The sequence below is a fragment of the Streptomyces sp. NPDC002619 genome (assembly GCF_042889305.1).
In the GTDB taxonomy this organism is placed as follows: domain Bacteria; phylum Actinomycetota; class Actinomycetes; order Streptomycetales; family Streptomycetaceae; genus Streptomyces.
The window spans coordinates 185,217-199,681 of sequence record NZ_JBIAQV010000005.1; the positions used below are offsets into that span (position 1 = coordinate 185,217).

The following is a 14,465-nucleotide window of genomic DNA, read 5'->3' on the forward strand; positions in this document are numbered from 1 at the left end:
TCAGCGCGGCTTCACCGCACGGGGTGCCCCGCCTCCCGCAGTACCTGCTTCACCTCGCCGATCCGCAGATCGCCGAAGTGGAACACCGACGCCGCCAGCACCGCGTCCGCGCCCGCCGCGATGGCCGGGGGGAAGTGGGACAGGGTGCCCGCGCCGCCGGAGGCGATGACCGGGACCGTCACGTGCTTGCGGACCGCCGCGATCATCTCCAGGTCGTAGCCGTCCTTCGTGCCGTCCGCGTCCATGGAGTTCAGCAGGATCTCGCCGGCGCCGAGATCGGCCGCCCGGTGTGCCCACTCCACCGCGTCGATGCCCGTGCCGCGACGGCCGCCGTGGGTCGTCACCTCGAAGCTGCCGGACGGCGTACGGCGCGCGTCCACCGACAGCACCAGCACCTGCCGCCCGAAGCGCTCCGCGATCTCCCGGATCAGGTCCGGGCGCGCGATCGCCGCCGTGTTGACGCCCACTTTGTCCGCGCCCGCCCGCAGCAGCTTGTCGACGTCCTCGGCCGTACGCACGCCGCCGCCGACCGTCAGCGGGATGAAGACCTGCTCGGCGGTGCGGCGCACCACCTCGTACGTCGTCTCCCGGTTGCCCGAGGACGCGGTGATGTCGAGGAACGTCAACTCGTCGGCGCCCTCGGCGTCGTACACCTTGGCCATCTCGACGGGATCGCCCGCGTCGCGCAGGTTCTGGAAGTTGACACCCTTGACGACCCGGCCGTTGTCCACGTCCAGGCAGGGGATGACTCGTACGGCCAGGCTCATGCGGACACTCCTCGGAACGCCTCCACCTCGATCTCGACGACCAGGCCGGGATCCACGAAACCGGAGACGATGATCATGGTTGCGGCGGGCCGGACGGTGTCGAACAGCTCCTTGTGCGCCCGTCCGACCTCGTCCACGTCCCGGGCGTGCGTGATGTACATGCGCGTCCGTACGACATCGTCGCGGCCGAGCCCCACCTGCGCCAGCGCCGACAGCGCGACGTTGAAGGAGTTGACCGCCTGCTCGTACGGGCCGCCCCCGCTGATCTGGCCGTCCACCACGGACGTGCAGCCGGCGACCAGCACCAGTCCGTTCGGCAGCTCCACCGCGCGGGAGTAGCCGAACTGCTCCTCCCAGGGCGCCCCTGTGGACACACGTCGTACGTCGCTCACCGGGACACCGCCTCCAGGGCCTCTTCCAGGGTGAACGCCTTCGCGTACAGGGCCTTGCCGACGATGGAGCCCTCGACACCGAGGGGCACGAGGTCGGCGATCGCCCGCAGGTCGTCCAGCGAGGAGACCCCGCCGGAGGCGACGACCGGGCGGTCCGTGGCCGCGCAGACGTTCTTCAGGAGCTCCAGGTTGGGGCCCTGCAGGGTGCCGTCCTTGGCGATGTCGGTGACGACGTACCGCTCGCAGCCCTCCTTGTCGAGCCGCTCCAGCGTCTCGTAGAGGTCACCGCCGTCGCGGGTCCAGCCACGGCCGCGCAGCGTGGTGCCGCGCACGTCGAGACCGACCGCGATCTTGTCGCCGTGCTCGGCGATGATCTTGGCGACCCACTCCGGGGTCTCCAGGGCGGCCGTGCCGAGGTTGACGCGCGTGCAGCCCGTGGCGAGCGCGGCGGCGAGCGAGGCGTCGTCGCGGATGCCGCCGGACAGCTCCACCTTGATGTCCATGGCCTTGGTGACCTCGGCGATCAGGTCGCGGTTGTCACCCGTGCCGAACGCGGCGTCCAGGTCGACCAGGTGGAGCCACTCGGCACCGGAGCGCTGCCACGCGAGGGCGGCCTCCAGGGGGGAGCCGTACGACGTCTCGGTCCCGGACTCGCCGTGCACGAGGCGAACGGCCTGGCCGTCGCGGACGTCGACGGCGGGGAGGAGTTCGAGCTTGGCCATGGTCTACAGGGTTCCGATCCAGTTGGTGAGGAGCTGGGCTCCGGCGTCGCCGGACTTCTCGGGGTGGAACTGGGTGGCCCACAGGGCGCCGTTCTCCACGGCGGCCACGAAGGGCTTGCCGTGCGTCGACCAGGTCACCATGGGGGTGCGTAGTAGCGGGTTGTTCGTCTCCAGGGCCCAGTCGTGGACGGCGTAGGAGTGCACGAAGTAGAAGCGGGCGTCGGCGTCCAGGCCGGCGAACAGCTCGGAGCCGGGCGCCGCCTCGACGGTGTTCCAGCCCATGTGGGGCACGACCTCGGCCTCCAGCGGCTCGACCGAGCCGGGCCACTCGTCGAGGCCCTCGGTCTCGACGCCGTGCTCGATGCCCCGCGCGAACAGGATCTGCATTCCGACGCAGATGCCCATCACCGGGCGCCCGCCGGAGAGCCGGCGGTCGACGATCCAGTCGCCGCGGGCCTCGCGCAGACCCTTCATGCAGGCGGCGAAGGCGCCGACGCCCGGCACCAGCAGGCCGTCCGCGTTCATGGCCCTGTCGAAGTCGCGGGTCAGCTCGACGTCGGCCCCCGCGCGCGCGAGGGCACGCTCGGCGGAACGGACGTTGCCGAAGCCGTAGTCGAAGACGACGACCTTCTTCGAAGCAGCGCTCAATTCCACACCTCCAGCCGCAGGACGCCGGCGACGAGACAAAATGCCGCCGCGATCGACAGCAGCACGATGAGACTCCTCGGCATCTGCTGCTTGACGAAGGAGACGATGCCGCCGACGAAGAAGAGGCCGACGACGATCAGGATGGTGGAGAGTCCGTTCATGGCTTTACAGCGCACCCTTCGTGGAGGGAAGGATGCCCGTCGCGCGCGGGTCCCGCTCGCTTGCGTACCTGAGCGCCCGCGCGAGCGCCTTGAACTGGCACTCCACGATGTGGTGCGCGTTGCGCCCGTAGGGCACGTGCACGTGCAGCGCGATCTGCGCCTGGGCGACGAAGGACTCCAGGATGTGCCGGGTCATCGTCGTGTCGTACTCGCCGATCATCGGCGCCATGTTCTCGGGCTCGGTGTGCACCAGGTACGGCCGGCCGGACAGGTCCACCGTGACCTGGGCGAGGGACTCGTCGAGCGGGACCGTACAGTTGCCGAATCGATAAATCCCCACCTTGTCGCCGAGCGCCTGCTTGAAGGCGGCTCCGAGCGCGAGGGCGGTGTCCTCGATGGTGTGGTGGGAGTCGATGTGCAGGTCGCCGTCGGTCTTCACGGTCAGGTCGAACAGACCGTGCCGGCCGAGCTGGTCGAGCATGTGGTCGTAGAAGCCGACGCCGGTCGCGATGTCGGTCCTCCCGGTGCCGTCGAGATCGATCTCGACCAGGACCGAGGTCTCCTTGGTGGCGCGCTCCACGCGCCCGACGCGGCTCATGCGTCCAACTCCTTCGGGGGTGTGGGGGTGTCCCCCACAAAACACAGCAGGTCACGTACGGCGTCCAGGAACGCGTCGTTCTCGTCGGGGGTTCCGGCGGACACCCGCAGCCACCCCGGTACGCCGAGGTCCCGGACCAGGACGCCCCGGTCGAGGATCCTCTGCCAGGCGGTGTGCGCGTCCTCGAACCGGCCGAACTGCACGAAGTTCGCGTCGGATTCGGTCACGTCGTAGCCGATGGACCGCAGCTCGGCGACGAGCCGGTCGCGCTCCGCCTTCAGCTGCTCGACGTACTTCAGCAGCGTGTCGGTGTGCTCCAGGGCGGCCAGCGCGGTCGCCTGGGTGACCGCCGAGAGGTGGTACGGCAGCCGTACGAGCTGTACGGCGTCCACGACCGCCGGGTGTGCGGCGAGGTAGCCGAGGCGCAGGCCCGCCGCGCCGAACGCCTTCGACATGGTCCGCGACACGACGAGATTCGGCCGGCCGTCGAGGAGGGGCAGCAGCGAGTCGCCGTGGCTGAACTCGATGTAGGCCTCGTCCACGATCACCATCGACGGCTTGGCCGCCTGTGCGGCCTCGTACAGCGCGAGGACCGTGGCGGGCGGAACCGCGTTGCCCGTGGGGTTGTTGGGGGTGGTGATGAAGACGACGTCCGGGCGGTGCTCGGCGACGGCCCGCACCGCTGCCTCGACGTCGATGGTGAAGTCCTCGCTGCGCGTCCCGGAGATCCAGTGGGTGCCCGTGCCGCGTGCGATGAGGGAGTGCATCGAGTACGACGGCTCGAAGCCGATGGCGCTGCGGCCGGGACCGCCGAAGGTCTGCAGCAGCTGCTGGATGACCTCGTTGGAGCCGTTGGCGGCCCAGACGTTCTCCAGGCCGAGGGGGTGATGGCCGGTCCTCGTCAGGTACTTGGCCAGCTCGGTCCGCAGCTGGATCGCGTCCCGGTCGGGGTAGCGGTTCAGGTTCCGGGCGGCCTCGCGCACCCGCTCCGCGATCCGCTCGACGAGGGGTTCGGGCAGCGGGTAGGGGTTCTCGTTCGTGTTCAGCCGCACGGGGACGTCCAACTGGGGCGCGCCGTAGGGGGACTTGCCGCGCAGCTCGTCCCGTACGGGGAGATCGTCGATCCTGATGTCGCTCACTTGCTCTCGGGCACCTTCCAGCCGAACCTCGCCTTGACCGCCGCGCCGTGCGCGGGCAGGTCCTCCGCCTCCGCAAGGGTCACCACGTGATGGGCGACTTCGGCCAGCGCGTCCTTCGTGTAGTCGACGATGTGGATGCCGCGCAGGAAGGACTGGACAGACAGGCCGGAGGAGTGGCAGGCGCAACCGCCGGTGGGCAGGACGTGGTTGGATCCGGCCGCGTAGTCGCCGAGGGAGACCGGGGCCCACGGGCCGATGAAGATCGCGCCCGCGTTCCTGACGCGGTCGGCCACGGCCGCCGCGTCCGCCGTCTGGATCTCCAGGTGCTCGGCGCCGTACGCGTCGACCACACGGAGGCCCTCCTCGACGCCGTCAACCAGCACGACCGCGGACTGCTTGCCCTTGAGCGCCGGGACGATCCGGTCGTCGACGTGCTTGGTGGCCGCGACCTGCGGCTCCAGCTCCTTCGCCACCGCGTCGGCCAGTTCGACTGAGTCGGTGACCAGCACGGCCGCCGCGAGCGGGTCGTGCTCGGCCTGGCTGATCAGGTCGGAGGCGACGTGCACCGGGTCGGCACTCTCGTCCGCGAGGATCGCGATCTCGGTGGGACCGGCCTCCGTGTCGATGCCGATCCGGCCGGTGAAATACCGCTTGGCGGCGGCGACCCAGATGTTGCCAGGGCCGGTGACCATGTTCGCGGGGGCGCAGGACTCGGTGCCGTACGCGAACATCGCGACCGCGGTGGCGCCGCCCGCCGCGTACACCTCGTCGACGCCGAGCAGGGCGCAGGCGGCGAGGATCGTCGGGTGGGGCAGGCCGCCGAAGTCGGCCTGGGGCGGGGAGGCGAGCGCGATCGACTCGACGCCGGCCTCCTGCGCGGGCACCGCGTTCATGATCACGGAGGACGGGTAGACCGAGCGTCCGCCGGGTGCGTACAGGCCGACCCGCTCGACCGGCACCCACTTCTCGGTGACCGACCCGCCGGGCACCACCTGGGTGGTGTGCGTCGTACGGCGCTGCTCGCGGTGGACCAGGCGGGCGCGGTGGATGGACTCCTCCAGGGCCGCGCGGACGGCGGGGTCGAGTGCCTCCAGGGCGTCGGTGAGCGCCTGGGCCGGGACGCGTACGGATTCCAGCCGTACCCCGTCGAACTTCTCCGCGAAGTCGATCAGCGCCGCGTCGCCACGATGATGCACGGCCTCGCAGATCGGACGCACCTTCTCGAGGGCGGCCTGAACGTCGAAGTCGGCTCGGGGCAGCAAGTCGCGCAGGGCGGGGCCCTCGGGGAGGGCGTCGCCGCGCAGATCGATTCGGGAGATCACAGGCTCAATTCTCTCAGACCGGGGTCGGGCGTCGTTCGCACGTATCAATGGCTGATACAGAACGTGGCCGGAAACCGGAAGATCCCCCTCACGTCCAGTGTTCCGGGCGTCACGCAGCGGGCATGCCGTTCGTACGAACGTGGGAACTGAGGAAGAAGGAAGAGCAGTGACCGAGGGGGCCGGCATCCGTACCGGGGACCTGCCGGACGACCTGACCGCGGCCGAGGCCGGGATGTGGCAGGCCTTCCGCAACGGCAGTGTGTACGACCTGAGCAGCGGGGACGCCGTCGTCGACGATCCGCACGGCGGGCACCCCTGGGTGCCCGAGCGGACGGTGCGGGCCCGGATAGTGTGCTGGCTGCTGCTCGACGGACCGCACCCGCTCTCGGGCCGGGTGGCCTCGCTGAAGCTGGTCGGCGTGCAGATCAGCGGCACCCTGGACCTGGCGGGCGGCACGATCACGCCGTATGTCGAGATGAAGGACTGCCGCTTCGAACGCGACGTCCTGCTGCCGGAGGCCCGGTTCACAACCGCACGGCTGGTGAACTGCTCGGTGCCGCGCCTGGAGGCCGCCCGGGTGCACACCGAGGGCGATCTGCATCTGCCGCGCTGCCGCTTCCACAACGGGATCCGGCTGACCGACGCGCACATCGGCACGGACCTGATGCTCAACCAGGCGATCGTGTACCGGGACCGCACCGGCCGCTCGATAGCCGGGGACGGCATGACCGTCGGCCAGGACCTGCAGGCCGAGATGCTGGAGTCGCACGGCGAGCTGAGTCTGCGCAGCGCCAAGGTCGGTGTCTCGCTGAGCCTGCGCGGCGCGCGGCTGGTCAACCCGTACACCCGGCTCGCCCTGAACGCGCCCCAGCTGACCGTCGAGCGCACCCTTTACCTGAGCCCGGCCGGGGTGGGCAGCCCACTGCTGAGCGGCACGACGCCCGCGCGCGGGACGCGCATCCAGCGCTTCGAGTGCGAGGGCGGGGTGCGACTGGACGACGGACGGTTCGGGGACTCGGTCGACCTGGAGCGGGCGCGGTTCATCTTCACCGACGACCAGGAGCTGTCGCTGCGCCGGGTGCAGACACCCGAGCTGCGATTCCTCGGGGAGCGGCCGCAGCGCGGCAAAGTGGTGCTGTCGGGCGCGCGGGTCGCCAACCTCGTGGACCGGGCGGGGAGTTGGCCGGAGCCGGGCAATCTGCACATGGGTGGTTTCGCGTACGAGAGCCTGGTGCCGCAGGGGCCGTTCCCGCTGAACCGGCGCCTGGAGTGGGTGGCGGCGGCCACCCCCGAGTACAACCCGGAGCCGTACGAGCGGCTGGCCACCGTGCTGCGCGGTGCCGGGGAGGACGAGGACGCGCGCGAGGTGCTGCTCGCCAAGCAGCGCCGGCGCCGCGAGACGCTGCCGCTGGCCGCGAAGCTGTGGGGGTACGCGCAGGACTGGACGGTCGCCTACGGCTACCGGCCAGGTAGGGCCGCGGTGTGGATGGCGGTGCTGTGGGCGGCGAGCGCCCTCGCCTTCGCGCACGCGGACCATCCGCCGGTGAACCCTGGCGGGCATCAGACGTGGAGCCCAGCCCTGTTCGCGCTCGACCTGCTGCTGCCGGTCATCGATCTGGGCCAGGTGGACCAGTGGCAGCTGCGCGGCGGCTGGCAGTGGCTGGCCGCGGCGCTGATCCTGCTGGGCTGGATCCTGGCGACGACGGTGGCGGCGGGGGCCACGCGGCTGCTGCGGCGGGGGTAGAGCGGTGGGAGGGGCTTGAGTCTCGGGTATGCCTGACAGGCGCCTGACAGGTGCCGACAGTTGAGGAACAGTCACCTTTTACCCCCCTTTGACCATCGACCGTACAACCTTCCACAAGTTGCCCCGACCCTCTGGCGCGTCCCCGACCTGCGGTCTTTCAATGGTCGACACCATGGCTCTGTTGCGCGCGCTGCTCCGTTCCCTACGGAGGACACGACTCCCCTCGCGCCCCGCCGGATGGCCGGCCGACGACGAGGTACTGCTCGACGCGCCCGACGAGCGCCTCTCACCGGCGCTGGTCGCGGCCGGCCGCGGGGAGTACGAGCCCGCCGCCAAGCTGCTGGCCACCACCCGCGACGCCGCCGAGTGGGAGGACCGCGACCGGTATCTGCTGCGGCTCGCCGTCTTCGCCCGCTCCCGCCCCGACTGGGTCGAGGAGTGGCGCGAGGCCGCGCCCGACGACCCCGGCGTCCTCCTGCTGCTCGCCCAGCTCGCCCTGGACCGCGGCTGGGCGTCCCCGGCCCGCGCCGAACTGCTCGCCGGGACGCGCCCGCTGATCACCGCCGCGGCCGATGCCGACCCTCGCGACCCGGTCCCCTGGCGCATCGCGCTGGACCACGCGCGCGGCACCGGCGCGGGCCACCCGGAGTTCGAACGCCTGTGGGCGGAGGCGGTGCGCCGCTCCCCCCACCACTACGGCTGCCATGTGGCTGCCCTGCGCCATCTGTCCGCGACCTCGCGCGGCTCCCACAACGAGTGCTTCGACTTCGCCGAGTCGGCCGCCCAGGACGCACCGCCCGGCGCGCTGGTCCAGGCGCTCCCGGTCCGCGCGGCCTTCGCCGGTCTGGCCCGGGGCACCGACGTGGCCGCGTGGCGGCTGGACGCGGCGGCCGACCGGGCGATCGCGCTGTCCGCGCGTTTCCCGTTCGCGGACCCGTGGCCGGCCGAGGTGCGCAACCTGCTGGCGTACGTCCTGGTGTCCCTGGGCCGCCGAAGCGACGCGCTCGAACAGCTGCGCCTGATCGGCCCGTACGTCACGTCCTTCCCCTGGGACCGGGAGTCCGACGATCCACTGGGCCACTTCCTGCGACTGCGCGAGGAGCTCGCGGCGGCGCCGGATCCCGGACTGATCCCGTCCCCGAGACGTCCACGGAACGAGGACGGCGGACATGTTCCCGCCGGTGACCATTAGGCTGTGACGCCGTGACCACCGCCCGTCTCCCCCTCTTCCCGCTGAACTCGGTGCTCTTCCCGGGGTTGGTGCTCCCTCTGAACATCTTCGAGGAGCGCTATCGCGCCATGATGCGCGAACTGCTGAAGTCCCCCGAGGACGAACCGCGCCGGTTCGCCGTCGTGGCCATCCGCGACGGCCACGAGGTGGCGCCGACCGCACCGGGCATGCCGGACCCCACGGCCCAGCCCGAGCGCGGCCCGGCGGCGGGCTTCGGCGCCGACCCCGTACGGGCGTTCCACGGGGTGGGCTGTATCGCCGACGCCGCGACGATCCGGGAGCGGGCAGGCGGCACCTTCGAGGTGCTGGCGACCGGTACGACCCGGGTGCGGCTGCTGTCGGTGGACGCGTCGGGTCCGTTCCTGACGGCGGAGCTGGAGGAGCTGCCTGAGGATCCGGGCGACGAGGCGGGCGCGCTGGCCGAGGGGGTGCTGCGGGCGTTCCGCCAGTACCAGAAGCGGCTGGCCGGAGCTCGTGAGCGCTCCCTGTCGACGGGGTCGGACCTCCCCGACGAACCGTCGGTGGTCTCCTACCTCGTGGCCGCGGCGATGATGCTGGACGTCCCGACGAAGCAGCGTCTGCTGCAGGCCCCCGACACCGCGTCGCGCCTGCGGGACGAGCTGAAACTCCTTCGCGCGGAGACGGCGATCATCCGTAACCTGCCGTCCTTGCCGGCGTCGGAACTGACGCGCGGCCCGACGAGCCTCAACTGAGACCGGAACATCCACGTGGCGAAGAAGTCGAAGAAGCAGCAGCCGGGAGGCACGCCGGCGACGGTGGCCCTGACGGCGGCGGGCGTGGACTACACGGTCCACGCGTACGAGCACGACCCCGCCCACCCCTCCTACGGCGAGGAGGCGGCCGAGGCGATGGGCGTCTCGCCGGACCGGGTGTTCAAGACGCTGGTTGCGGACGTCGACGGCGCGCTGACGGTGGCGGTGGTCCCGGTCGCGGGCACCCTGGACCTCAAGGCCCTGGCGTCGGCGGTGGGCGGCAAGCGAGCGGCGATGGCCGACCCGGCGCTGGCGGAACGCACGACGGGCTATGTCCGAGGCGGCATCTCCCCCCTGGGCCAGCGCAAAAAACTCCCCACGGTCCTCGACGACTCGGCCTCGTCCCACACCACGATCTGCGTCTCGGCGGGCCGCCGCGGCTTGGAGGTGGAACTCTCCCCCACGACCCTGGCGACGCTCACAAACGCGGTCCTCGCCCCGATCGGCCGTGCGTGACCTCTCGACATGCGTGCGTTCCTCGGTTAATGACAAGGGGCATGTCGAAGAAAACGAGGAAACGCAAGTGGCGCGTCAAGAAGGGGCACGCCAACCACGGCAGGAGGCCTGCGTAGGCCGACTCAGCCCGTCCGGCGTTTGAGGACGAGGACGTTCAGGCCGAAGCGGGGGTCTGGGGGCGGCAGCCCCAGAGACCGCACCGCAGTCCAGCCGCCCTACGCCGGAGGCACCCCGTAAGGGCCGTCCCCATACGGCTCCGGGTCCCGGGGGCCGAACAGCGCCGTGAGCCCCAGGTGGACCAGCAGCGCGCCCAGCGGCCAGGCCAGCAGTGCGCCCCACGCCCCCAGCTTCAGCGGCGCCGAGAACGTCACGCCCTTGCCGACCGACTTCGCGTGGGCGATCACGTCCTGCGGCGGCCCGAGCCACACCCCGAGCCGCCACGCCAGCAGCGAGCCCAGCAGCCCGCCGAGGCCCAGCCCCACCACCAGCGGCACACCACCGCGCCGCCGCAGCAGGAAGACGACAGCCGCGCTGACCGCACCGAAGGCCAGGGCCAGCAGAGCAAACGTTCCGTCCACCCCGATCGCCTGCTCCCCCTCGGTGTCCTTGAGGTAGACGACCCAGCCCTTGTCCACCTGGTCCCCGACCAGCGGAACGTGCGGTGCCAGCCACACCCACAGCAGCCCGAGCAGCACCCCGCCGAGCGCCACCGCCGCCGTGATCACGGCGGCCTCCCGCACTTCGGTCTTCATCCCGGGACCGTCCTGTTCGTACTCGCCCCCGACCGCAGGCGGCGGCACCTGCCAGGCCTGGTGCGGGGACTGGTCGTGCGGCGGCGGAGGCGGTGTCAACGGTGCGGTCACCCTGACATCGTGCCAGGTCGGCCTGTGTGGCGCGTCATCGGACGGCAGCCCGGCGGTACGCCCACGTCGCCACGGCCAGCGACAGCACCCCGACCCCGGCGCACACACCCAGGTCAGCGGCGACGAATGCCCAGTCGGGATGCGCGCCGAAGGTCCGCGCGTACGCCTCGACGCCGTAGGTCGACGGCAGCAGGTCCCGCGCCAGGCGCACCAGCTCGGGCATCCGGTCGGGCGGCAGTACACCGAGCAGCAGCGCCGCCGACATGCCCAACTGCCCGAGCAGCGTGGCCAGTTCCGGGCGCGGGGCGAGCAGTCCGAAGGCCGCGCCGAGTCCGGAGAGCGCGGCGCCGGCGAGCGGGATCACCGCGAGGAGGATCCACAGGTTGCCGAGGGGCAGCCCGAACAGCACACACCCGAAGACGGCCGTCACCAGCGTCCCGGGCACGGTGAAGGAGGCGTACGCTCCCGCCGCCCCCAGCACCACCGCCGCGGGCGGCACCGGCAGTGTCGCGTAGTGGTCGAGCCCGCCGCTGGCCCGCAGCTGCCCGAAGTACTGGGCAAGCAGGTTCAGGGCGACGTAGGCGACGACCACGACCGACGACCCGGCCACCACGGACTGGGCCTCGCCGCGGGTGTCCACCACCCCGCGCATCATGATCATGATGCCGACAGACTGGAAGGTCGCGACGAACAGCAGGGGGATCCGCGCCACCCGGGCCCGGGACAGCTGCGCCCGGTAGACGGCCACCAGCGACGGCCACAGCCGCGCGCGCGGCGCGAGCACGGCCGCGCCCCGGACCGTGTCCTCCACGGCCAGGGCACCGCCCGGCGCAACCTCGACGGGTACGACACTCACGTGGCGCTGCTCCTCTTCCCTACGGCAGTAGAGCCGTCCCGTACCGACCATACGGACACGACGGCCCCCGCGCTCACGCCGATGGTGCTCATGCCTTCACCAGCCCCTGCCGCGCCGCCCCGCCCAGTGCCAGGTACACGTCCTCCAGACTGGGCGTGGCCAGTGTGAAGTCGTCCAGGGCGGCGAACGCGGCCCCGCCGGTCACCGTGGCGACGACCGCGCGGGCCTCCTCGGGCGCGAGCCGCAGCGTCCAGCGGCGACCGGACTCGAGCGCCCGCTCCCGCAGCACGGCGACCTCGGGCACCTCCAGCGGCGCCCGCTCCCGCCACACCAGCTCGACCCGCACCTCGTCGGCCACCCGCTCCTTGAGCCCGGCGGGCGTGTCGCAGGCGATGACCCGGCCCTGGTCGAGGACAGCGACGCGGTCGAGGACCGTCTCGGCCTCGATGACGTTGTGGGTGACCAGCAGCACGGTCGTACCGTGTTCCGCCCGCCGCCGGTCGACGGCCGCCCACACCGCGCGCCGGGCCACCGGATCCATGCCGGTGGTCGGCTCGTCGAGCACGAGCAGCGGTCGCTCCCCCACGAGGGCCGCGGCGAAGCAGGCCAGCCGCCGCTGTCCGCCGGACAGTTTCTTCAGCGCGCGCCCGGCTATCGGTGTGAGGCCAAGTTCGTCGAGTACGGCGTCCCGCTCGGCCCGCGCCTGCCGTACCTCCAGGCCGCGCAGCCGTCCGGTGGTCTCGGCGGCGAGGGACACGGTCAGTTCGTCGAGGGCGGTGGACTCCTGGCCGAGGTAGGCGAGGATCCGGGAGGCCCGCTCGGGATGCCGCACGATGTCGTGGCCGAGGATCTCGACGCTGCCGTGGTCCGGCCGCAGCAGCCCGGTGAGCTGCCGTACGAGGGTGGACTTGCCGGCGCCGTTCGGCCCGAGCAGCCCGAAGATCTCCCCGCGCCGTACATCCAGCTCGACCTCGTCGGTGGCCCGCACCTCGGGCGCCGGCAGTACCCCGCGCCGCGCGCGCACGGCCGGGTAGGTCTTGGTCAGCCCGCGCACGGCGCACACGACGTCACCCTGATGCCGAAGTGCCTGTCCCGCGCGCGTACTCACAAAGGACGAGCCTACGGGGTCCGGGACCCCCGCTCGCCCTTGGGTCCTCCGGTGGGGCTCACTCACCGGCGGGGGCGTGCTCCGCCGCGGTCCGCACGTCGATCTCCCGCCAGAACCCCGCCCGGATGGCGTAGCGGTCGTGCTCGTCGATCTGGTCGTCCTTGTGGGCGAGGAGCCCGAAGCGGGCGGCGTATCTGAGCAGCTCGCCGTCGATGCGGTGCGGGATGCGCGGGTACATGCCGGAGAGCTTCTGCAGATGGCTCTGGTCGCCGAGCCGGGCCATCCAGCGTCGGGCGAAGACCTGTCCCACCTCGTACGGGTCGCCGCCGACCGTCGTGATGTCCTCCTCCCGGTCCGCCCACCGCTGCTCGGCCGTGGTCACCTGGGCCAGCGTCGGCATGGAGGCGATGTCGGGGGACTCGGCGGCGACGCCCGGCCGGTCGACCCAGCCCTTGTCCGAGGACCAGCGCAGGGTCGCGTTCGCCGGGGGCTGGGCCGCATGCGCGCCGGGGGCACGCAGCGCGGCGAGGTCCTTGGGGGTGGGCACGCCCTTGGGCGCGGGCACCCGCTCCTGGGTCCCGTTCTCGGACGCGGCGGCCGCGGGCGTGTGCTCGACCTCCTCGGCGGGCCGCTCGGCAGCCGCGGCGAGCGCGGAGTCGGGCAGCGGCGCCGAGAGGATCGCGGCGATCTCGGGCCGGGGCGCGGGCGGAGGCGCGCAGATCCCGCCGAGTTCCTTCGCGCGTACGGCCTTCGTGATCCACGCGCGGTCGAGGACGCGCCGTTCGTCGGCCTCGGCGACCAGGTCCTCGGACTGGTTGTAGTCCCCGTCAGCGGCCTGTACGGCCCACAGGTGGACGGCGACACCGTGCTCCTTGGCCGCCATCATGCCGGGCAGCAGATCGCCGTCGCCGGTGACGAGGACGACGTCTGAGCAGGCGCGGTTGCGGGCGAGTTCAGTGAGCTCGGCGTGCATCGCCGCGTCCACGCCCTTCTGGGCCCAGCGTCCGTCGCTGCGGGTCAGGGCGCCGAGCCGGACGGTGACCCGGGGCATCACGCGCAGCCGGCGATGCTCGGGCTGGGGGACGCGGTCGGGTGCGCCGTCGAACCAGTAGATGCGCAGCAGCGGCCGCTCCGTGTCGGCCTCGGCGAGCTCGCGCAACCCCTGGATGAGCGCGGTGTGGTCCACGGTGATGCGGGAGCGGGAGGAATCGCCGGCGAGGAGGCTGGCGGCGGCTCCCAGCAGATACCCAGCGTCCACCAGGACGATGCAGCGGTCCACGCGACTCACCCTCTTCCCGGGAGGATTGCTTCAGGCTGTCCTTCGAGTCTGCCCGACCACGCGGGGGTTAACGGCCCGAACTCGATCTTCGGCGTGGCGTTTCGGGCCGCCGCTCCCCGACATACCCTGTCACACACGGTAATTATCCGAAATGCGTCTCCTGTCAGCCTATGTGAATCTGATGGCGGCCCTGGCCCCTAGATCCCCCACAGGAGGCAGATCACCATGGCCAAGAACAAGAACCGCAAGCAGGGCGGCCCGCAGAACCGCGCCTCGCAGGCCGAGCAGGCACAGCAGCAGGCGCAGCGGACGTCGACGGAGTCCCACGAGTCTCCCGCGGCGCACATCCAGGGCAGCCCTGCCGATGTTGCCCGTAAGCAGAAGAAGAGCTTCGGCCACAACTGAA

At 71.7% G+C, this 14,465-nt stretch carries 17 protein-coding genes; 5 read left to right on the forward strand and 12 right to left on the reverse strand.

Annotated elements, in window-relative coordinates:
* Positions 1–11: 11 nt before the first annotated feature.
* From hisF to hisD, 8 genes are read right to left on the reverse strand one after another with little or no spacing between them, the layout of a single operon-like run.
* Positions 12–767 carry an imidazole glycerol phosphate synthase subunit HisF gene (hisF, locus tag ACFYXB_RS11920; protein ID WP_389580608.1) on the reverse strand — a complete coding sequence of 252 codons (756 nt, stop codon included), beginning with the start codon at positions 765–767 and terminating at the stop codon, positions 12–14.
* Positions 764–1,159, reverse strand: coding sequence for a RidA family protein (locus ACFYXB_RS11925; RefSeq protein ID WP_389580611.1), 396 nt, complete (start codon positions 1,157–1,159; stop codon positions 764–766). Before ACFYXB_RS11925 ends, hisF begins: the two co-directional genes overlap by 4 nt.
* The gene (gene priA / locus ACFYXB_RS11930; RefSeq protein ID WP_351345192.1) at positions 1,156–1,881 is read right to left on the reverse strand and encodes a bifunctional 1-(5-phosphoribosyl)-5-((5-phosphoribosylamino)methylideneamino)imidazole-4-carboxamide isomerase/phosphoribosylanthranilate isomerase PriA; all 726 of its coding nucleotides are present in this window, start codon (positions 1,879–1,881) and stop codon (positions 1,156–1,158) included. Before priA ends, ACFYXB_RS11925 begins: the two co-directional genes overlap by 4 nt.
* A 3-nt stretch (positions 1,882–1,884) precedes the next feature.
* Complete coding sequence (gene hisH, locus ACFYXB_RS11935) at positions 1,885–2,529, reverse strand: imidazole glycerol phosphate synthase subunit HisH (protein ID WP_389580614.1); 645 nt, start codon at positions 2,527–2,529, stop codon at positions 1,885–1,887.
* Positions 2,526–2,690 (reverse strand): hypothetical protein, encoded by a 165-nt coding sequence (locus ACFYXB_RS11940; protein WP_351345186.1) that lies wholly within the window; start codon positions 2,688–2,690, stop codon positions 2,526–2,528. Before ACFYXB_RS11940 ends, hisH begins: the two co-directional genes overlap by 4 nt.
* A gap of 4 nt (positions 2,691–2,694) precedes the next feature.
* Positions 2,695–3,288, reverse strand: a complete 594-nt coding sequence (hisB, locus tag ACFYXB_RS11945) for an imidazoleglycerol-phosphate dehydratase HisB (RefSeq protein ID WP_389580618.1) — start codon at positions 3,286–3,288, stop codon at positions 2,695–2,697.
* Positions 3,285–4,427 carry a histidinol-phosphate transaminase gene (locus ACFYXB_RS11950; protein ID WP_389580621.1) on the reverse strand — a complete coding sequence of 381 codons (1,143 nt, stop codon included), beginning with the start codon at positions 4,425–4,427 and terminating at the stop codon, positions 3,285–3,287. Before ACFYXB_RS11950 ends, hisB begins: the two co-directional genes overlap by 4 nt.
* Positions 4,424–5,749 (reverse strand): histidinol dehydrogenase, encoded by a 1,326-nt coding sequence (gene hisD / locus ACFYXB_RS11955; RefSeq protein WP_389580624.1) that lies wholly within the window; start codon positions 5,747–5,749, stop codon positions 4,424–4,426. The genes ACFYXB_RS11950 and hisD overlap by 4 nt, the downstream gene beginning before the upstream one ends.
* A 166-nt stretch (positions 5,750–5,915) precedes the next feature.
* Between hisD and ACFYXB_RS11960 the strand changes: the two genes are divergently transcribed.
* The 4 genes from ACFYXB_RS11960 (at position 5,916) to ybaK (ending at position 9,953) form a co-directional block, all read left to right on the forward strand.
* Complete coding sequence (locus ACFYXB_RS11960) at positions 5,916–7,493, forward strand: oxidoreductase (protein WP_389580626.1); 1,578 nt, start codon at positions 5,916–5,918, stop codon at positions 7,491–7,493.
* A gap of 160 nt (positions 7,494–7,653) precedes the next feature.
* Positions 7,654–8,685, forward strand: coding sequence for a hypothetical protein (locus ACFYXB_RS11965; protein WP_388496773.1), 1,032 nt, complete (start codon positions 7,654–7,656; stop codon positions 8,683–8,685).
* 11 nt (positions 8,686–8,696) lie between these two features.
* Complete coding sequence (locus tag ACFYXB_RS11970) at positions 8,697–9,437, forward strand: LON peptidase substrate-binding domain-containing protein (RefSeq protein ID WP_389580629.1); 741 nt, start codon at positions 8,697–8,699, stop codon at positions 9,435–9,437.
* A 15-nt stretch (positions 9,438–9,452) separates the two neighbouring features.
* Positions 9,453–9,953 carry a Cys-tRNA(Pro) deacylase gene (gene ybaK / locus ACFYXB_RS11975; protein ID WP_388496777.1) on the forward strand — a complete coding sequence of 167 codons (501 nt, stop codon included), beginning with the start codon at positions 9,453–9,455 and terminating at the stop codon, positions 9,951–9,953.
* Between the two features lie 215 nt (positions 9,954–10,168).
* Here the strand turns inward: ybaK and ACFYXB_RS11980 are convergent, their stop codons facing one another.
* The 4 genes from ACFYXB_RS11980 to ACFYXB_RS11995 all read right to left on the reverse strand — a co-directional run bounded on the left by ACFYXB_RS11980 (position 10,169) and on the right by ACFYXB_RS11995 (position 14,059).
* Complete coding sequence (locus ACFYXB_RS11980) at positions 10,169–10,816, reverse strand: AAA family ATPase (RefSeq protein WP_389580632.1); 648 nt, start codon at positions 10,814–10,816, stop codon at positions 10,169–10,171.
* Between the two features lie 34 nt (positions 10,817–10,850).
* The gene (locus ACFYXB_RS11985; protein ID WP_351345160.1) at positions 10,851–11,672 is read right to left on the reverse strand and encodes an ABC transporter permease; all 822 of its coding nucleotides are present in this window, start codon (positions 11,670–11,672) and stop codon (positions 10,851–10,853) included.
* An 88-nt stretch (positions 11,673–11,760) separates the two neighbouring features.
* Positions 11,761–12,780 carry an ABC transporter ATP-binding protein gene (locus ACFYXB_RS11990; protein WP_351345157.1) on the reverse strand — a complete coding sequence of 340 codons (1,020 nt, stop codon included), beginning with the start codon at positions 12,778–12,780 and terminating at the stop codon, positions 11,761–11,763.
* Between the two features lie 58 nt (positions 12,781–12,838).
* On the reverse strand, positions 12,839–14,059 hold the full coding sequence (locus ACFYXB_RS11995; protein WP_389580636.1) for an NYN domain-containing protein: 1,221 nt from the start codon (positions 14,057–14,059) through the stop codon (positions 12,839–12,841).
* 225 nt (positions 14,060–14,284) lie between these two features.
* Here ACFYXB_RS11995 and ACFYXB_RS12000 point away from each other — a divergent pair, with 225 nt between their 5' ends.
* A complete protein-coding gene (locus ACFYXB_RS12000) occupies positions 14,285–14,464 on the forward strand; it encodes a hypothetical protein (RefSeq protein WP_351345151.1) in 180 nt (59 codons plus the stop codon).
* The last annotated feature ends 1 nt before the right edge of the window (position 14,465 follow it).